This window comes from Acinetobacter sp. CFCC 10889, from assembly GCF_003268395.1.
GTDB lineage: Bacteria > Pseudomonadota > Gammaproteobacteria > Pseudomonadales > Moraxellaceae > Acinetobacter.
Window position 1 is genome coordinate 21,476 of sequence record NZ_LQXQ01000012.1, and the last position, 17,940, is coordinate 39,415.

General features: G+C 38.1%; 17 protein-coding genes and 1 pseudogene. 7 read left to right on the forward strand and 11 right to left on the reverse strand.

The window, feature by feature from the left end:
* The first annotated feature begins 390 nt into the window (after window positions 1-390).
* The 3 genes and pseudogenes from AVJ19_RS06110 (at window position 391) to AVJ19_RS06120 (ending at window position 2,968) form a co-directional block, all read left to right on the forward strand.
* A pseudogene (locus AVJ19_RS06110) lies at window positions 391-1,688 on the forward strand (FAD-dependent oxidoreductase).
* A gap of 6 nt (window positions 1,689-1,694) precedes the next feature.
* The gene (locus tag AVJ19_RS06115; RefSeq protein ID WP_111858889.1) at window positions 1,695-2,528 is read left to right on the forward strand and encodes an SAM-dependent methyltransferase; all 834 of its coding nucleotides are present in this window, start codon (window positions 1,695-1,697) and stop codon (window positions 2,526-2,528) included.
* A gap of 20 nt (window positions 2,529-2,548) precedes the next feature.
* Entirely contained in the window at window positions 2,549-2,968 is a 420-nt protein-coding gene (locus AVJ19_RS06120; RefSeq protein ID WP_111858890.1) for a GFA family protein, read from the forward strand.
* A 990-nt stretch (window positions 2,969-3,958) separates the two neighbouring features.
* Here AVJ19_RS06120 and AVJ19_RS06125 read toward each other — a convergent pair.
* The 8 genes from AVJ19_RS06125 to AVJ19_RS06160 all read right to left on the reverse strand — a co-directional run bounded on the left by AVJ19_RS06125 (window position 3,959) and on the right by AVJ19_RS06160 (window position 10,728).
* Window positions 3,959-6,250, reverse strand: coding sequence for a DEAD/DEAH box helicase (locus AVJ19_RS06125; RefSeq protein ID WP_228203301.1), 2,292 nt, complete (start codon window positions 6,248-6,250; stop codon window positions 3,959-3,961).
* A gap of 55 nt (window positions 6,251-6,305) precedes the next feature.
* On the reverse strand, window positions 6,306-7,484 hold the full coding sequence (locus AVJ19_RS06130; RefSeq protein ID WP_111858891.1) for a tyrosine-type recombinase/integrase: 1,179 nt from the start codon (window positions 7,482-7,484) through the stop codon (window positions 6,306-6,308).
* A gap of 389 nt (window positions 7,485-7,873) precedes the next feature.
* Window positions 7,874-8,152 (reverse strand): hypothetical protein, encoded by a 279-nt coding sequence (locus AVJ19_RS06135; protein WP_111858892.1) that lies wholly within the window; start codon window positions 8,150-8,152, stop codon window positions 7,874-7,876.
* Between the two features lie 58 nt (window positions 8,153-8,210).
* The gene (locus AVJ19_RS06140) at window positions 8,211-8,552 is read right to left on the reverse strand and encodes a hypothetical protein (protein WP_111858893.1); all 342 of its coding nucleotides are present in this window, start codon (window positions 8,550-8,552) and stop codon (window positions 8,211-8,213) included.
* Window positions 8,533-9,069: a hypothetical protein gene (locus tag AVJ19_RS06145; RefSeq protein WP_111858894.1), complete on the reverse strand. Its 537-nt coding sequence runs from the start codon at window positions 9,067-9,069 to the stop codon at window positions 8,533-8,535. Before AVJ19_RS06145 ends, AVJ19_RS06140 begins: the two co-directional genes overlap by 20 nt.
* A gap of 76 nt (window positions 9,070-9,145) precedes the next feature.
* Window positions 9,146-9,595: a hypothetical protein gene (locus AVJ19_RS06150; protein WP_111858953.1), complete on the reverse strand. Its 450-nt coding sequence runs from the start codon at window positions 9,593-9,595 to the stop codon at window positions 9,146-9,148.
* 24 nt (window positions 9,596-9,619) lie between these two features.
* Window positions 9,620-9,922 (reverse strand): hypothetical protein, encoded by a 303-nt coding sequence (locus AVJ19_RS06155; protein WP_111858895.1) that lies wholly within the window; start codon window positions 9,920-9,922, stop codon window positions 9,620-9,622.
* Between the two features lie 266 nt (window positions 9,923-10,188).
* On the reverse strand, window positions 10,189-10,728 hold the full coding sequence (locus tag AVJ19_RS06160; RefSeq protein WP_111858896.1) for a hypothetical protein: 540 nt from the start codon (window positions 10,726-10,728) through the stop codon (window positions 10,189-10,191).
* Window positions 10,729-10,832: 104 nt separating this feature from the next.
* Here AVJ19_RS06160 and AVJ19_RS06165 point away from each other — a divergent pair, with 104 nt between their 5' ends.
* Complete coding sequence (locus AVJ19_RS06165) at window positions 10,833-11,084, forward strand: helix-turn-helix domain-containing protein (protein WP_111858897.1); 252 nt, start codon at window positions 10,833-10,835, stop codon at window positions 11,082-11,084.
* Window positions 11,085-11,087: 3 nt separating this feature from the next.
* Here the strand turns inward: AVJ19_RS06165 and AVJ19_RS06170 are convergent, their stop codons facing one another.
* The 3 genes from AVJ19_RS06170 to AVJ19_RS06175 form a co-directional block, all read right to left on the reverse strand.
* Window positions 11,088-11,309 (reverse strand): helix-turn-helix domain-containing protein, encoded by a 222-nt coding sequence (locus tag AVJ19_RS06170; RefSeq protein WP_111858898.1) that lies wholly within the window; start codon window positions 11,307-11,309, stop codon window positions 11,088-11,090.
* Window positions 11,310-11,318: 9 nt separating this feature from the next.
* Window positions 11,319-11,477 (reverse strand): hypothetical protein, encoded by a 159-nt coding sequence (locus AVJ19_RS22185; protein WP_171334169.1) that lies wholly within the window; start codon window positions 11,475-11,477, stop codon window positions 11,319-11,321.
* Between the two features lie 71 nt (window positions 11,478-11,548).
* Window positions 11,549-11,896 (reverse strand): hypothetical protein, encoded by a 348-nt coding sequence (locus AVJ19_RS06175; protein WP_111858899.1) that lies wholly within the window; start codon window positions 11,894-11,896, stop codon window positions 11,549-11,551.
* A 205-nt stretch (window positions 11,897-12,101) separates the two neighbouring features.
* Between AVJ19_RS06175 and AVJ19_RS06180 the strand changes: the two genes are divergently transcribed.
* The 3 genes from AVJ19_RS06180 to AVJ19_RS06190 all read left to right on the forward strand — a co-directional run bounded on the left by AVJ19_RS06180 (window position 12,102) and on the right by AVJ19_RS06190 (window position 17,890).
* Window positions 12,102-13,676, forward strand: a complete 1,575-nt coding sequence (locus AVJ19_RS06180) for a type I restriction-modification system subunit M (protein WP_111858900.1) — start codon at window positions 12,102-12,104, stop codon at window positions 13,674-13,676.
* Window positions 13,676-14,881 carry a restriction endonuclease subunit S gene (locus AVJ19_RS06185; RefSeq protein WP_111858901.1) on the forward strand — a complete coding sequence of 402 codons (1,206 nt, stop codon included), beginning with the start codon at window positions 13,676-13,678 and terminating at the stop codon, window positions 14,879-14,881. The genes AVJ19_RS06180 and AVJ19_RS06185 overlap by 1 nt, the downstream gene beginning before the upstream one ends.
* Window positions 14,882-15,004: 123 nt before the next feature.
* A complete protein-coding gene (locus AVJ19_RS06190) occupies window positions 15,005-17,890 on the forward strand; it encodes a type I restriction endonuclease subunit R (RefSeq protein WP_111858902.1) in 2,886 nt (961 codons plus the stop codon).
* Window positions 17,891-17,940 lie beyond the last annotated feature (50 nt).

The window sequence follows — 17,940 nt, forward strand, 5'->3', positions numbered from 1 at the left end:
AAAAGGGCTTCTATCCCACACTATAGAAGCCCTTTTACGCTGTAAGTTTTCTTTATACTTTTCACATATTTAATGTTATAATATGTGAAGTAGTTATCATTTATGCCGCTCATAATAATCAATCTTACTTCATTTGTAAATACAACGAATGGTAAAATATTTAAATTATCTTTATATTTTTAAATGAATTTTATTTTTAATTTTAAAATATTGTTATAAAAAAATAAGTTATATTTACATTGTTTATTTTTTGTACTTGAAAATTTTTATCAGTTGAATAATATTTTTTTTTGGGCAATGAAAAACCACAAAAACTGGAACTTTTTAATAGCCTATTTTTAAGGTGCTTCATTCATAATAAAAAAAATAGTTAACGCTTGGATAATAACTTTGAATATTGCAGTGATTGGTAGTGGCATGGCTGGTCTGCTACCGCAAGAATTCTGAAAGATGCAGGACATAATATTACGATTTTTGAAGCTTTGGCAGGTCGTGGAATGGACAGCCATAGTCTTGAGTTTGAAGGTGGTTTGATTGATGCGCCATTACGTGTTATGAATCCACATTTATGGCAAAATACCCTCAGCCTTGCAACCCATTTGGGCATTAAAACCTTTCCTGTGCGTACATTTATGGCATGCAGTTGGTTGTTTGAAGATAAAACAGAAACATGGCTTACCACAACCCGTTCCCGCATTGGTAATTTTCCAATCATCAATAACCGTAAAGGCATTAAGCAATATGGTTGGCGTTTAGTGAAGGGGATGTTGCAACTCAAAACTGCCATTCACCAATTTTTTAAATCTAAAAATCAAGATATTACACTGGCTGAATTTATTAATCACAATGACATTGAAGAAGTATTCTGGCATGGTGCAGTGATGCCTGTGTTGTATACCATTTGTACTTGTGATCCGAAAACTATTGGTGAATGGCCTGCCAAACCTTTGTTGGTATTTTTACGTCAGTTGACAGATGGTGATGCATTATTGCGTTTGCATGGTGGTACACCAGCTTTGGTGGATAAGTTGGTTGAAGGAATTGATATTCATAGTGGTTCGGCTGTGTCTAAAGTTGAAGAACAGGGCGATCAAGTTTTGGTGGAAAATGCACAAGGTGAACAGTTGTTTTTTGATCGTGTCATCGTAGCAACACCGACCAATAAATTGGATGAATTTCTAAATCCTGAGCAGTTTGCTGAAGATATGGCATTGTTAAAACAGTTTAAGTTTGAACAAGGTGAATTGGTGATGCATACCGATACAAGCGTTATGCCACCAAACCGTAAAGACTGGTGTGTACTCAGTTATATGATGGATCGTAAATTTACCAAGCAACAATTTACAGTGTGGTTAAATTCAGTTGAGCCAAGTTTAGTGGGTAAATCACCTGTGTTCCAAACATGGCGACCAGTGACACCAATTGATCCGAAAAAAGTCATTTCAACTGCAACTTTAACTCGTGCTGTAGTGAACTCTGAAACGGTGGCATTAAATAAAGAGTTACAACAACGTCATCGCCAAGAAAATCGTAAAGTCTTCTATTGTGGTTCTTGGTCATGTGATGGTTTACCAATTTTAGAATCAGCAGTGACATCTGCTATGCATATCGCAGAAATTTTCGGTGCACCATTGCCATTTGTAGGTTTAAAACCTAAAGTTGAGGTTGCTCCCCAACTCGGCTACTGATGTGCTATGCAATGGATTCAAGCCATACAGCAACAATTTTCACAACATAAATATGCCATCAATGCCAAAATTTTAGGTGATGATGCAGCGTATGCTTGGACGAATTTAGGATACTGGACTGCGACTACGCAGTCTTATCCACAAGCCTGTCGCCAATTGGCTGATCAATTGGCTGCTGCTGTGGCTTTAAATTCAAATGATCAACTTTTGGATTTAGGTTGTGGGCGAGGTGCGAGTGTATTGCATTGGCAAAATCATTATAAAATTCAAAGGCTCAGTGCTATAGATGTGCAAGCACCATGTATTGAATATCTACAAAATCATTTAAAATCAAATATTCAGTTATATTGTGGTTCATTTTTAAATTTAAAAAATATTTTACCTGAACAGGGTTTTGATGTGGTGCTGTGTATTGATGCGGCATACCATAGTCCTTTGAATTCATTTTTAGATTCGATTCATGGTGTTTTAAATTCAAAAGGGCGGGTTGGTTTTCATTATTTAATGTGGTCTGAAAAATGGCAAAATTTGTCTAAATTTGAACAAGAAAAATATCGCCTATTATTAAAAACTGTAGATATTCAAATCGAAAATTTACATTCGCAAGCTGACCTTCAACAAATGATGCAACAACATCAGTTTGACCATATACAAATCGATGATTTGTCTGAACCTGTTTTTTTAGGTTTTGCTCGCTATATTGCACAGCAAAAAAAATCTAGAAAATATGATCATTTTCTGGATGTTTTTAAAATAAAAATGACCGCTAAGCTTTGTAATAAGCTGTATCGGGATGGTTTAGTGCGTTATATTCAAATTACAGCGCAAAACATGCAATGAAAACAACAAGGATGTAAATAATGTCAGTCAAATATTCAGGGGGCTGTTTGTGTGGGGCAATCCGTTATCACACTGAAGTTGAACCCAAATTTAGTTTTAATTGTCATTGTCGGGATTGTCAAAAATCCAGTGGTGGTGCTTATGCGCCAATTGCATTTTTCCCGCAATCACAGCTGAGCATTCAGGGTGATGTAAAATATTACCAATCTTTGGGGGCTTCAGGGAAAAATATACAACGGGGGTTTTGTGCCAATTGTGGTTCAAATTTATTTGCTTTACCTGAGCTTGCAGCAGGAATGATTTCGATTCGTGCAGGGACTTTAGATAACCCTGAAATGTTTCACCCTAAGTTTGAAATTTTTACCCGTCATGCAAATCAATGGGATATTTTAAATCAAAATCTTCAGCACTTTGAGTATGCTGCAGAAAAGAAAAAATAAAAGGATTATTCAAAAACAACAAAGCCTCACTAAAAAGCGAGGCTAAGTATAAAATGGTGCCGGCACACGGATTCGAACTGTGGACCTACTGATTACAAGAAAAGATAAATTATTATAAAATTAATAATAAAATCAATTACTTGTATTATTTTGGGATGTGGGAACCTAATAAAATCAATGATACCGTGCATTTTTGTTCAACTCTTTGTTTTTATATGAAAAACATGTTTTTGTCTGCTCACTTTAATATTTTACTGAATGACTAAACATAAGAAAGATAAGGAGTCAATTTGGCAGATGAACCACGTTTTGGACCCTGTTTTGTTGATGATGTTTTGATGGACCACAAAACTAAATGGAAGAAAACTAAGAGTTTTCTTGTAGGACCATGACGAACCTAAGTCCAATAGAACTCCCAAAAATATCTATGATCAGTACCTGAGGTATGTAAAGAAGGTACCAAAGTAGCTTTTTTACATGCAAATCATGATAGGTGGAGCGGACTAGATATGAGGTGAGATTGGCAGAAAAAAGCGACAAAGCATAATGTGGCATAAGAGAAAGAATCGCCTAGATTCATGCGGATATCTATGGTAACAGTCATGCCAGTAGCTCAGTGGAGGAAAAAAAAGAAAAACTCCCCCTCATAGATATCAAATGCGTAAGAAAAGCTAATACCAAATCCAAAATTATCTTAATATCAAAATTTCCCCCTATAGCACACACCTCGGTTTTTTACTTCGCCAAAGCACATTGCGAGTCCGCAACATGCCTGTCGAGCAAGGGCTTCGGTGAGGTGAAAATAATGCTGCTCTGTATTTTATGCTGGCTATATACAAAGAGAAACTACCCAGAATTTCTAGGCAGTTTTGATGATGTACTATTCCTCATCATCAAAGATATCTTCGCTCAAGATAGATTGAGCTTTTGCCAGTGGAGATGCTGATCCAGAAATCAACTCGCCTGTGGTTGCATCAAAAGTACGATTCCCTAATACCAATACATTCGGTATATCTCGAAATTGCTTTTGGAAGGATGCAATAGATATGTATTGATAATCGCCGTAAACAATACCTGTAAACTCCAAGAAGCGCTTCTCAGGTTTTTTGCATTACGGTCTTTAACTGCAAAATATTTGGCAATAAAGTTGGCTGCCTTACTTGGGTCGATTTCGACCTCTTTCGTTTTGTAGTTTATTTTAAGACCAGAAATGAGTTTGCGCTTAACAATACTGAGCATAGGCACAGAGCTATTTTTACTAATACTTTCAAAGGCATCATAAAGTAAAGTACTAGCATCATTAGGCGTTAATTTAAACTTATCATGAAAATATTTCTCAGGATGATAACGATAGAAGCGTTTAGTCAGATATTTCACCACAATATTAGATGAATAACCCTTAGCAACAGTCACCACATGAGTAAATTGTTTATTCTTAATGATCTTATAAATATCAGGAAGATTGCCAATTAATGTCATCAACACTGCAATTTGATAAACTATTTCTACAGTGACAGCATGATGTTTAACCTCATATTGAGCAACAAGCTGGTCTATGTAAGAGTCATCCACTTCTTGATATTGCATAATGGATGAGCCGAAATATCGAAGGTTGGTATTCACATTGGAATCAGATTGATCCAATTCATGATCAGCCATGTCTTCAAGAGAAGAATCAGTTGCAGAACATTTAATAAACTTTGCTTTTTTGGGGATGGTCTCAACTTCTTGATCTACATCATCAACTTCATTTTCAGTAAAAGATTCGTCCGTTGGAGGATTAGATAGAATAATTTCAAATGCTGTATCTATACTCTCATGATAAGCTTGCTCGTTATTGTGCTTCTCCTCATCTAAAAACTCTTTAATATAGCTCGGTGTTTTAGTATCGTAATCAAGTCTATATTTTACGGTGCAATCAGGTAAAAGCTCATTAATTCGATCACGGAAGTAATAAAAGTTTTCATAGCAATTGGCTTTGTCTTTTCTATAGTAGTTTGCTGAAATACTGGCAGAATTACGACAAATTTCCCCCTTGAATAAAGCGAATAATTTTGCTCCAGCAAGCTCATTGAATGTTTCGTTCAATAAAGTCATCTTTTTATAGCGGCTGGTAATGGGTTGATCTTCGTTGTATATATCTAGACTAAAATCTTCAACAATTTCTGACAGTAATGTAGAGAGTTGGTTTAATTTTTGGATGAACTCTAGATTTTTTGCTTCATATAACTTTTTTAACGTAGCAATGTTGATTTGGTGGTTTTGACCAATATCTGTATGAAGTATGATAAAGCAGGGCACACTCGTTTTTCTGAGTCGCCCTAAAAATTGGACTAATTCTTCAGGGTGAGCATCTTTACCAATCACAAAAACAGAGTCAATTTCATCTTTAAGATTATTGATATTGACAGCTTCATCCATAATTGAAGTACAAAAGATGACATCAATATCTGCTGGAATACTTTGTTGTGTAAAAAGCGCTTTAACTTCGAGATTACTCTTACTTTTACTATGAATAGCTAGTGCTTTTACACCATGATATTTTTCCAAGGCAGCAGCGAGAAGCTCACATTTTTCTCGATGATTTAGACGAATAATAATTTTTTTACGTTGCCCATTTTTTTGCATTGTTTTAATGCGTTTTGCCACGAGTGAGATAAAACTATATTGGTCTCCTTGTTCAAGTAAAATCATTTCAATAGAGCGTTTGATAGAAGCGTTATGTTTTTTGAATTGGTAGATGGCATCGAAAGGTAGGTTGAGTGTCCCCCAGCAAGATTGAGTAAATGTAGCTGTAAGTGCCAATACAGATTTAAACGTACCATGTTGAATATTCATCAGAATAGAATTAATTGCTTCGTCACGATATGATCCAGCGGAGTACAATTTATGACATTCATCAACAACCAATAATGTTGAGTTCAATTGCTTTTTGTTGAGGATGCCAATGACTGCTTCAAGTTTATCAAATGTACATACAATGATATGGCGGGCTTTATTCTGCAAATCAGATTCATTGGGCGTTTTTTTGTCATAATAAAATAAATAGCCAATATCATTGGCTTGCTTTGAATACTGTTGTTCTAATTCTCTGACCTTGAGTACAGAAGGAATAATTTGAATAATAAAAAGATACTCTTTTATCCCTCCATCCATAATAAAAGTCGTTTTTCCAACCCCTGTACCTGCTTGCAATAAAATACGTTTGCCTTGAGTTTGAGGAAATGCAATATCAGAAATAAATTGATCTGCTTGTAGATCAATTTGATGAATTTTAGACATAAGTAAGCTCCTTGGGTGTACTGAATACACCCAACATATGTATGAGGGAAAAGGTTTAGGCTACTTGTTGGCTTTGACTACGAATGGCAGCTGCAATATCTTCAGATGCTTGCTTCAAGGTTTCTGCTTGAAGATGTGCATAGCGTTGAGTAGTTTGAGGTGAGGCATGACCGAGTAAGTGTTGGACAACATAAAGACTTTGTCCACTGTTCACAGCGAGACTAGCGAAGTTATGACGTAAGTCATGAATACGCATGTTATAGACACCTGCTGCATGCATGATCTTGTCAAAGGTCTTGCGAATGTCGTTATAGGGTCTATTGTTTTCAGGATTTGCAAAAACAAATTGAGATGATTTTGGTAATTGCTGAAGAATATCTAAAGCAGCCTGATTTAGGTTGATGCGACGAGCTTTACCAGATTTGTTTTCGCCAAGTAACCAAACGCCCGTACTCAGATCAACATCAGACCACTTCAGGTCCATTGCTTCACGTTTACGAACACCAGTGAGTAAGAGAAAACGGACAATTGCCACGATAATGGCATTATGGATACCGTAGTCCTGTGGCTGATCAAGAATTGCCACTAAACGCTGTGTTTCATTTGCATTTAAATAGCGTTCTTTTTGATTGTTTTCTCGGAATTTTTTAACCCGAGTGACTGGGTTAACCTCAACTAACTCATGATCAATCGCAAGGTTAAACAGAGAAGAAAGCATTGCTCTGATACGGTTTACAGAAGCAGGACTGAGATGCTTTTGGTTCAACTCATCTAGTACCTTACGAATGATCCCTACATTAATATCTTCTAACTTCAAGTGACCGAGTATTGGAATGATATGAAGGTGTAAACGAGTTTCATCATCTTTCCATGATTTTTTACGGCTTCGTGCATTCGGCATATAGACAGATAAAGCAAACTCAGCAAAGGTAATGTCTTTGGGGTTTTTTACTTCCTCAAATGGATGTAATCCTTGTGCCATACGAGTATGAAAGACATGTATTTTCTCAACGATTAGGGGTAAGTTCTGCTCAAATTCCGCATGAGGATAAGTCCCTAAGCTTTGTGAGATTTTCTTGCCCTGAAAAGTGAACCTACATAAGGTACGTACTGTATATGAGGTAACGAAAAACCGCCCACCAGTGACCTTGATCTGAGGGGAAATTTTTTGTAGATCAATTTCTTTTCCTTGTGGAAAAGCGTGGATGGAACATTCTACTTTTATGGTATTCATGGTTGCTCCTGATAAAAGTGAAGAAAAAAAGAGACAGAAAAACTCAGACTCATGGCATTACACGTACCTAAAGTCGATACATATTTCCGTTCGGTATGAAAAATAAACGTTTAAAAAATAAATATATAGATGGCTTTGAGACTGGATATCCAAGGGATTTCGGTCGCCTCAGATTTGAGGCTGGATGTTCAGGCTTGAAATGCCCTTCAAATTGCAAAATACTTTGTGTTAATTTGTAAAAAATAGCTGTTTTTACGATCAAATTGGACCGACTGACTACTAGAATCTTCGTCAGAACATCACCAAAGAGCATTAGTGCTTAAGTTTCCTCGATCAATAAAAAACAACCTCAAAGCTGATTGAGCTTTGAGGTCTATTCTAGGGTCTTGCTAGTAATCATCAGGTAATAAGATGGTCGTGAAGCTGCGATCAGCTTCAGTGATGATCCAGATTTTGTCTTGTCCGATCTGATAGCTCGATAGGATACGAGCATCCGTCACCAGTGCTTCTTCATTGGATACCCGATCTTCCTCACAAAGGTCTCCCCAGTCACCTGTTTGATGACGATGTAATAAGACCCAGAGATCAATTTGCCTTTTTGCTGCTAAGGCTAAAGCATGGGGTGTAGACATGACTTGCCCCAAAGCGAATAAGAAATGCTTTGTCATCAAAATAGCTCACATAAAAAGGAAAGAAAAACCACAGGACAGAGCTGTGTCAGGCGCTCTAGATTCTGAGGGAGTGATGTTGTGTGAGCAGCGAAGTCGGAACATAGATCAAGATGCCTTCATTATCGTTCAACAAAATATAGACCTCGTACCAGTCTTGCTTTTTATCAACAAATTCAACTTCACCCGATTGCAGTTTTTCAGCAAGGCTAAAACTCAGCCCTAGAAAAGGCATTAGTACATCACATTCATCCTCACAAACAATAAACCACCCATGTTGGGTGGCTTGATAAGGTTCAGCATACTGTTGTGATAAGGTTTGCATGTGCAGAGCAATACTCGCTCTTATCGTGTTATTCACCACTTGGGCTAATTCAGCTTTACTCTTGATGGTCTGCATGATCATCCTCCATGTCTACATTGCCCTTACTTTTTGCAGTTTTCTTACTCAAAGGTTTCTGACTATTTGTACTTTCTCCTTCAGCTAACTCAGCCTTTCCCTTCTTGATGTACTGAGACAACTGCGTTGCCCAATGTTGATAATCCGCTTTGACCTCAAGTAAACGTACTGTTTGAGGATGAGGCTGAATGACTTGCTGATCCACCAGAACCGCCCCTAAAAAACTAGCATTGTTGACAGATTTGCCCATGAATAAGCCCTTCAGTGCAACAGCATGAAACGGCTTAGCATCCTGATGAAGTTGGGTTAATGTCGCTAAGATTTGCTCAACGGCAATCAACTCAGCACTGAAGCCACCTGAAGACTCATTGGCACTCAACGCTAAGCTAAAGGTGTGATAATCATTGTGCTGCCAAAGTTGATACTGAAGTTGCCCTTGGGCACGAACAGACAACTTATTGCAAGTAAAGGTGTGAATCAGTGTATGACCGACTTTGTCATAAATACGAGGTTGCATAAGAATTTCCTTGAGATATAAAAAATCCCGATGAACTCTAGGAGCGCATCGGGACTTAAATGTGGATAATATGGATTTAGAACATAGATTCACAGGTAGAAATTTCTTTCGCTACTGCTCGAATACTTTGCGGTGTTGGGGTAAAAGTGGTGACCTTCTTATTATTCAGGAACACATCGATTTTCTTCGCTTTGGCAACCCCTTGTGAGAACTCATACCACGCATTTGCACCATTACGCCATTTTGTAGTTTCAGGAGCAGCAACATTTTTCTTGCCATCCAGAACAAACGTCAGTGGATATTTAGAGTTGGTATTCTGATAACTACTTTTTGGGGTTTCTAACCGTGCAGAATGATCATAGTCATCCCCAGCCCCTACATTACAGGTTACCCACAATGTATTGCCTTTGGTATCACGAATAGAATATTCTGCGAAACCTTGTCCCCAGCCAGATACCCAAACATTGGGAGCTGCATGAGCAAAACCACTCATTACAAGTAATGGAATACATAAAAACTTCTTCATCAAATTTATCTCACTCAAATTCATTTATTTTCTAGGGCAAGGACGGATACTTTGCACATAAGCACCATCGCCAGTATCATTAAAGAAGCCATGTTTAGACTGAATCTCTAGGCATTGACCTTTCTTGAAAGGTTGCATTTGCTTGAGTACTTTCTCTGGGAGTGCATACATATTCAGGATGACTTCACCTTTGGTTGTCTGAAAAATAATAGCTTCACCACCAAAGTCAACTTTGCTTTTCAAGGTGACTTTCTCAGTCTTTGCAATGGCGCTTGTACTGATGAGTAGACCCAATAAGCTAGAGGCAAGAAGGGGTAAGATTTTCATATGTTTATCTCTTATGTTATGAATTTTAAGTTTGATAATGCAATATACAATCAAGTTTTAGTCTGGATTGGAGTCCTTATAGAACTCCGAGTTGATGAATAAAACTCATGAATGTCTAATTAAATTAAATAATGATTTTAGTTAAAGTAAATCATTGTTTTAATATAATATTTTACATAAATACAACTTGAATTCAAATACTATTTAATATGCCTGTGGAGAATAATCTAAAGATCTTTTATATATTCATCTTTGGATATTATGGTTTATCGAGCTTTATTCATGTGATATTGCATACATTGATGCCACGGTGGGGTGTCATCCTGAAACTTAGTACACTTCCATGCAGCCTGTTCAATCGAACTGACCATACCGCCATAAGCATCTATATCTGCAATAGAGACATCACCTTGTTGTTTGGGCTTAGGCTTAGAGGCTTGTTCAAGGGCATAACGACGTTCAGCTTCAGCTTTTTGCGCCTGAAGTTCCTGCTGTCTTTGTTGTTCAGCAAGCACTTGCTGTTGCTTCAAGATCAGATATTCTTCCTTTGTGGCAAAATCAGCAAAACCAATAATTTCTCCATTTGCGTTGTATTGTAATGCTCGCCATACGGTTTGCCCCTTTTCTGTAAATGGTGCGATACCATCAGGTGAATTCAAGATACGATTCGCCATGTTCTGTTGTTGCTGTGTCTGGTAAGACACGACTAACTCATTGGCGGAATGGGCAGCTTGTTGTACATCGGGATTTCCCGACAAAGTTGCTACTGCGGTGAGTGCAGAGCTGAGTAAATTAGAAAAACCCATGAAATATCCTATATAGACATCGTCATTTTTTTTGCAAGTAATCAATCTATTATGTGTGATGTACCTTTTTTGGGTACATTTTGCATTGTATCGATAATAGGTACATGACAGCAAGTATCAATACCCAAGAAATGCAAGTTTTGACGCAATGGTTGAAACAAGAAAGGGAATCCCAACAACTCTCTATGCGTGCATTGGCTGAACGCATGGACAAACCTCACTCGTATATCCAAAAAGTAGAACAAGGTGAGCGTCGTTTAGATGTTGTGGAATATGTTTGGTACTGTCGTAGTTTGAAGATCGAACCTCAAATTGGGTTAGACCTCATTCAGCAAGTACTTATAGGAAAAGAATAAGCATCACTCTTTGATGAAAGCTAAATCAATGATTTGAATTCCTTCATTTGGATTAATCTGCAAAGCTTGGCAATACTGTAGATATTCGATCAACTCTAGGACATACACGCCTTCCTCAATTCGTTTGACATATTCGACAGGCTTACCTAAACATAGTGCCAGTTCTTGCTGAGATAACCCATATTCTTGGCGTTTTGAAATCAGCCATTGCTGTAGTACATCCATGTCTACCTCCTAGAGTAAAGCTAAGGTAATAGCATGCAGCTTAGCGACAACAGGCGTATCTTGGTCATTGCACACACGAATCGCATGAGCAATAGGTTTGCACTGAGGATGAGGAATTCGCTCAATTACATCAGAGAAAGTATCAAGTTCTGGGTAATATTTTTTCATGGTCACTCCTTTATTGGTTAAAGACCATGAAAATAATATATGTATGAATTTCAGATTATTACGTTATGCAGTTATTGCTTCTCAACATTTCCTAATTTGATTAATACTGCACATAAAAATCCAGATTTATTTTTATCCCCTAAATTTTTTAATAAACTGGCTGTACTTGTTGCTTCTTGTTTAGGACACAGATTTTCTAGAGTAGTTCGTAAATTGAGATTTTTAGGTACTGAGCCTGGTACATTTTGTGTAGAAGGCTTACGCTGAGTTGCCTCTACATTTTCAAATTCCAAGTCATAATTATCGTCAATAAAAAATTTGAGTCGACCTGACTTCTCATTTACTTTATTGCAATCATGCCAAATATTTAACTCTTTCTCTTCGGGTAATTGGGTATGTAATACTCTATATATTGTCATGATAAGCCTCTCTTGATTTAAATAAGTCAGGTGAGGTCTTTCTTATATCTTTCAAGTGTAGCGTAGTAGTAGATCAATCGATATTCGTATAGTTATTACTATTTACTACGACCTGTCTTGTCGCTAGGTCTAAGAAAGATATTTCAAATCAGCCATTTCACGGTAAACTACGACAAATTTTATGCTTTTTTAGGTTCGTATCTACATGACCCAAGTACAACTTCAACAACTACAAAAACACCTTTGGAATATCGCAAACGATCTACGTGGTAAAATGGGTGCAGATGAATTCCGTGACTACATTCTGGGTTTTATTTTCTACAAATACCTATCCGAAAAAGCGATTCGTTTTGCCAATGAATTACTGCAAGATGAAGGTCGGACAGAACAATATGCTCAACTCGATGAAAGCAATGCTGATCATGCTGAACTGATCGAAGGGATCAAAGAAAACTCAGTAGAAGAAGTGGGCTATGCCTTAGCACCTAAACAGTTATTTCACACCATTGCTGAACGTGGTCGCCAAGGTACATTTATACTTGATGAACTTTCCGAGACCTTACGAGAAATTGAGCGCAGCACTTTAGGTGCAGAATCAGAAGATGACTTTGCCAACCTATTTGAAGACCTAGACTTGAACTCCACCAAGTTAGGCAATAATGCCAATGATCGTAATGAGTTGGTCAGCAAAGTACTCACACACTTGGATAACATCGATTTTGACCTCAGTAACTCAGAGTCGGACGTTTTGGGTGATGCGTATGAATATCTGATTGGTGAGTTTGCATCAGGTGCAGGCAAGAAAGCAGGTGAGTTTTATACGCCTCAAACGGTCTCTAGCCTACTTGCTAAGATTGTGACGCAAGGCAAAGAACGTTTACGTTCAGTCTATGACCCGACTTGTGGTTCAGGTTCGTTATTGCTTCGTGTGAAGCGTGAAGTACAAGATGTTGACATGATCTACGGTCAAGAGATGAACCGTACCACCTACAACTTAGCACGTATGAACATGATCTTGCATGATGTACATTTTGCCAAGTTTGATATAAAGCAAGAAGATACGCTGACACGCCCTCAGCATCTCGAACAGCGTTTCGATGCCGTGGTTGCCAACCCTCCATTCTCTGCAAAGTGGTCAGCCGATCCAAGCTTTTTACAAGATGAGCGTTTTAGTCGTTTTGGTAAACTTGCACCGAGTTCTAAAGCGGATATGGCATTTGTTCAGCACATGCTGCATCAGTTGGATGATCACGGCACGATGGCGGTGGTTTTACCGCACGGCGTGTTATTCCGTGGTTCGAGTGAAGGTGTGATTCGTCAGCAGCTCATTGAAAAAATGAACGTGATCGATACGATTATCGGTCTACCTGCCAATATTTTCTACGGTACGTCTATTCCAACTTGTATTTTAGTCCTCAAGAAAAATCGTCAGCATACAGGCGATATTTTGTTTATTGATGCAAGTAACGACTTCGAGAAGCAAAAGAACCAAAACAAGCTTTTACCTGAGCATTTAGACACGATTATTGCTGCATATACAAAGCGTCAGGATATCGATAAATACGCCAAAGTAGCAAGCTTAGCTGAGGTTAAGGCGAATGATTACAACCTGAATATTCCTCGTTATGTGGATACCTTTGAGGCTGAGGCAGAGATAGACTTAGATGATATTGCTAAGCAACTGCAAGCCCTAGAGGTAGACAGCCAAAAGACGGATCAAGTGATTGCTGACTTCTGTAAAGCGTTAGGTATTGATAGCCCTTTTACAGGAGCTAAATAATGTCTGCGCCAAAGCTAAGGTTTAAAGAGTTTGATGGGGATTGGTCTCTAAAAAAGCTAGGTGATCTTTCATTTAAACCACAATATGGAATGAATTCTTCAGCGACGGAGTTTGATGGAGAAAATAAATATTTAAGAATTACAGACATCAATGAGGATGACCATTCTTTTAATTTTTCAAAATTAACATCTCCCGATGATGATTTAGATGATAAATATTTATTAAAAAAGGGTGACTTACTATTTGCTCGAACAGGGGCTAGTGTTGGAAAAAGTTATTTATATAACTCAAAAGATGGGAAGGTTTATTTTGCAGGATTCTTAATTAAGTTTTCACTTCAAAAAGATGTGAATCCATATTTTGTATTTAGCCAAACTTTGTCTAAAAAATTTCAAAATTGGGTGATTACTAACTCTATGCGTTCGGGACAACCTGGCATTAATGCAGAAGAATATTCATTATTACCTATTTCATTTACCTCGCTAGAAGAACAAACCAAAATCGCCTCCTTCCTTTCGCAAGTGGATGAAAAAATCCAGCAACTCAATCAAAAACACGAGCTTTTGAATCAATATAAACAAGGTATGATGCAAAAGCTGTTTAGTCAGCAGATTCTTTTTAAAGCCGATGATGGGAGTGAGTTTGGGGAGTGGGAGGAAACGACTTTGGGAAAAGTTGCTGAAATTATTGGAGGTGGAACACCATCAACAGATAATGAGGATTATTGGAATGGGAATATTGTTTGGTTGACTCCTTCAGAGATTAATAAAAAGTTTATTTCCGAAAGTAAGAGAACAATTTCTGAATTAGGTGTTCAGAAGTCATCAGCTAAAAAACTACCAATAGGTACAATCTTATTTACTTCTAGGGCAACTATTGGGGAAGTTTCAATTGCCATGCAAGAAGTAACAACAAACCAAGGTTTTCAATCTTTCCTTACTAATTCAAATACATTTAATGAGTTTTTATATTATTGGATTATTCAAAATAAGAAAAAATTTATTGAGCGGGCAAGTGGTTCAACTTTCTTGGAAATTAGTAAAAGTAAAATTCAGCCAATGAAACTACTTTTACCTTGCCTAGAAGAACAAACCAAAATTGCTAATTTCTTATCTGCCATAGACCAAAAAATTGAAGTGGTGGCACAGCAAATTGAACAAACCAAACAGTGGAAAAAAGGCTTGTTACAGCAGATGTTTGTCTAAGACCATACAAAATGATCCATCTCATTGAAGTATTTTCGGCTAATGCATAAAATTATGCTATAACTTCAATAAGATGGGTTTTCTTAAGCCCTTATCATCCAAAAAATAAAGTCAGAGAAAGAGATGTCTGTACAAAGCGAAGCTCAACTTGAACATGAACTCATACAACAATTGCAACAATTGGGTTATCAGCAAGTTGCAGTGACAGATGAAGCTCAACTACTGAGTAACCTCAAAACTCAAGTAGAACGTGCCAACGGACTCGCTACTTTCTCACAAAATGAATGGGCACAAGTCCTGAACCATCTCAAAGCAGGCAATAGCTTCAACTGTGCCAAGGTATTGCGTAATCGCTTTCCTGTGACCTTTGATGATGGTTCAACACAACATATCGATTTCCTGTTTGCTGACCCAAGCAAAAACATTTACCAAGTCACCAACCAGATCACGATTGATCATAAAGCCACGAATGGACGTACCAGTCGCTTTGATGTGACCTTACTCATCAATGGTCTGCCTTTGGTGCAAATTGAGCTAAAACGAGCAGGTGTAGAACTCCCTGAAGCCTTCAACCAAACACAACGCTACGCCAAAGATGCCTATAGTAGTGGTAGTGGACTGTTCAACTATATTCAGCTTTTTGTGATTAGTAATCGTGACCATACACACTACTACGCCACAGGTACGAGCAATTTCGAGTTTACTTTTCCTTGGGCAGACTTCGACAATCAGCACATCCACAAGATAGATGCTTTTGCTGAAGAGTTTCTCAATCTTACGCATATCACCAAAATGCTCACCGAGTACATAGTGGTCTTAGAGGTGGATAAGCGTCTGATGGTGCTACGCCCATATCAAATCTATGCGGTACAGCAAATCATCCAACGTGTACAAAATTCACAGCAAAACGGCTACATTTGGCACACGACAGGTTCAGGAAAAACCCTGACATCCTTCAAAGCAAGTCAGCTCATTATGCGTCTGCCCGAAGTCGAAAAAGTACTGTTTGTGGTGGATCGTAGCGACCTCGACACGCAAACTGTACGTGAGTTCAATGCATTCAAAGAAAATAGTGTAGATACCACGAAGAATACAGGGACATTGGTGGCTCAGTTGGGGCAAACACATGACAAGCTCATTGTGACCACCCTGCAAAAACTTAATATTGCCATTAGTTCTGACCGTTATGCCGAGCAAATTGGCTACCTCAAAGACAAAAAAGTTGTCATCATTTTTGATGAATGTCATCGTAGTCAGTTTGGTGATACGCATCGAAATATCAAACGATTCTTCAATCAGGCACAGATGTTTGGCTTTACTGGAACACCTGTTTTCGAGACTAATAGCCAAGTCAAAATCGACAAAGCAGCAGTGACGACCAATGCTTTATTTGATGAATGCTTGCATAAATATGTCATTACCGATGCTATTCGTGATGGCAATGTCTTGCCATTCCAAATTGCCTATTTAGGTAAATATACCAAGAATGGCATTGAACAGAGTGACAACTACGAAGAAGATGTTGAGGGTATAGACACCAAAGAGTTATTTGACAATCCTGCTCGCTTGGAGATGATCACTCGCTATATTGTCGATAACCACCACATCAAGACAAAAAATAGAACGTTTACCGCAATGTTCTGTGTTAGCTCAGTAGAAGTACTGACACAGTACTATGATTTATTCAAAAAAGTACAACACGAGAAACAACAACAGGCAGAGGAAAATGGTCAAATTTATAATCCGCTAACCATTGCCACGATTTTCTCCTTTGCTGCCAATGAAGCGCTACAAGTTGAAGATCAAACAGGCTTGATCGAAGAAGAATCTGCCGACATTCCCACAAAGATCAATCAGTCCAATCGAGATAAACTAGACCAATACATCGCAGAGTACAATGCCACGTTTGGGCAGAACTTTAACTCAGGTGAAGAGTTCTATCCCTACTACCGTGATATTGCGACTCGGGTACGAAAAAAAGAAATCGACATCTTGCTTGTGGTGAATATGTTCTTGACAGGCTTTGACTCGAAGCCACTCAACACCTTATATGTGGATAAAAATCTCAAATATCATGGTCTGATTCAAGCCTTTTCACGTACCAACCGTATCTTAAATGCAGATAAGCCGTTTGGGAATATTGTCTGTTTCCGCAATCTTAAACAAGCCACAGATCAAGCCCTCACGCTATTTTCCAATCGTGCAGAAGCAGAAAAGATCGTACTTATTCCTAGTTTCGAGAGTATCAAAGCAAAGTATAATGCTGCTGTCGCAGACTTACTCAGTATTGCACCTGACCCTGACCAAGTGCCGAATACGTTACACACCGAAGAACAACAGTTGGAATATGTGAAGGCTTTCCGTGAAGTCATGCGTATTAATGCACAATTGGAAAACTTTGTAGAGTATGACCAAGACGATACTTCGCTCAACAAGGCAGAATTCCAAAAATATACATCACAATATAAGTATCTTTATAACAATGTGCGTATTGTGCAACCAAAAGACAAAGTATCAGTACTGAATGATGTCAATTTCCAATTGGAACTGATTCATAGAGATACTGTGAATGTGGGCTATATCCTGAATCTGCTGCAAGCAGTAGTCAACCACAAGGATGCTGAGAAGAAACAGCAATATCGCTCACAGGTTCAAGACATCATCTCAACCAATCACCACTTGTATGACAAACAAGAATTGATCCAAAAGTTTCTTGATGAAAATATCCCACGTATGGCGAATGGGCAAAGTGTACAAGATGCTTTTGCAGCATTTTGGGATATAGAAAAAGAAAAGGCATTGGATGCGCTTTGTCAGCAAGAAGCCATCAAGCCCGAAGCGTTCAAGGCGGTTCTAGGTCAGTACGAATACACGAAACGTTTACCAAGTCGTGAAGATGTCAAGGACCTTCCAATCACACGCCCTAAGATTTCAGAACGCAAAACCCTCATGAATACACTGGTTCTCAAGACTCGTGGTTTCATCGAGAAATTCTACTCTGGTTTATAAGCTAATAAAGAGTGGTCACGCTGAGGAAAAGCTGAGTCATGGTGCAAGAA

Coding starts and splice junctions, on each gene's coding strand:
- AVJ19_RS06115 (WP_111858889.1), top strand. CDS start 1,695: ATGCAATGGATTCAAGCCATACAGCAACAATTTTCACAACATAAATAT.
- AVJ19_RS06120 (WP_111858890.1), top strand. CDS start 2,549: ATGTCAGTCAAATATTCAGGGGGCTGTTTGTGTGGGGCAATCCGTTAT.
- AVJ19_RS06125 (WP_228203301.1), bottom strand. CDS start 6,250: ATGTCTAAAATTCATCAAATTGATCTACAAGCAGATCAATTTATTTCT.
- AVJ19_RS06130 (WP_111858891.1), bottom strand. CDS start 7,484: ATGAATACCATAAAAGTAGAATGTTCCATCCACGCTTTTCCACAAGGA.
- AVJ19_RS06135 (WP_111858892.1), bottom strand. CDS start 8,152: ATGACAAAGCATTTCTTATTCGCTTTGGGGCAAGTCATGTCTACACCC.
- AVJ19_RS06140 (WP_111858893.1), bottom strand. CDS start 8,552: ATGCAGACCATCAAGAGTAAAGCTGAATTAGCCCAAGTGGTGAATAAC.
- AVJ19_RS06145 (WP_111858894.1), bottom strand. CDS start 9,069: ATGCAACCTCGTATTTATGACAAAGTCGGTCATACACTGATTCACACC.
- AVJ19_RS06150 (WP_111858953.1), bottom strand. CDS start 9,595: ATGAAGAAGTTTTTATGTATTCCATTACTTGTAATGAGTGGTTTTGCT.
- AVJ19_RS06155 (WP_111858895.1), bottom strand. CDS start 9,922: ATGAAAATCTTACCCCTTCTTGCCTCTAGCTTATTGGGTCTACTCATC.
- AVJ19_RS06160 (WP_111858896.1), bottom strand. CDS start 10,728: ATGGGTTTTTCTAATTTACTCAGCTCTGCACTCACCGCAGTAGCAACT.
- AVJ19_RS06165 (WP_111858897.1), top strand. CDS start 10,833: ATGACAGCAAGTATCAATACCCAAGAAATGCAAGTTTTGACGCAATGG.
- AVJ19_RS06170 (WP_111858898.1), bottom strand. CDS start 11,309: ATGGATGTACTACAGCAATGGCTGATTTCAAAACGCCAAGAATATGGG.
- AVJ19_RS22185 (WP_171334169.1), bottom strand. CDS start 11,477: ATGAAAAAATATTACCCAGAACTTGATACTTTCTCTGATGTAATTGAG.
- AVJ19_RS06175 (WP_111858899.1), bottom strand. CDS start 11,896: ATGACAATATATAGAGTATTACATACCCAATTACCCGAAGAGAAAGAG.
- AVJ19_RS06180 (WP_111858900.1), top strand. CDS start 12,102: ATGACCCAAGTACAACTTCAACAACTACAAAAACACCTTTGGAATATC.
- AVJ19_RS06185 (WP_111858901.1), top strand. CDS start 13,676: ATGTCTGCGCCAAAGCTAAGGTTTAAAGAGTTTGATGGGGATTGGTCT.
- AVJ19_RS06190 (WP_111858902.1), top strand. CDS start 15,005: ATGTCTGTACAAAGCGAAGCTCAACTTGAACATGAACTCATACAACAA.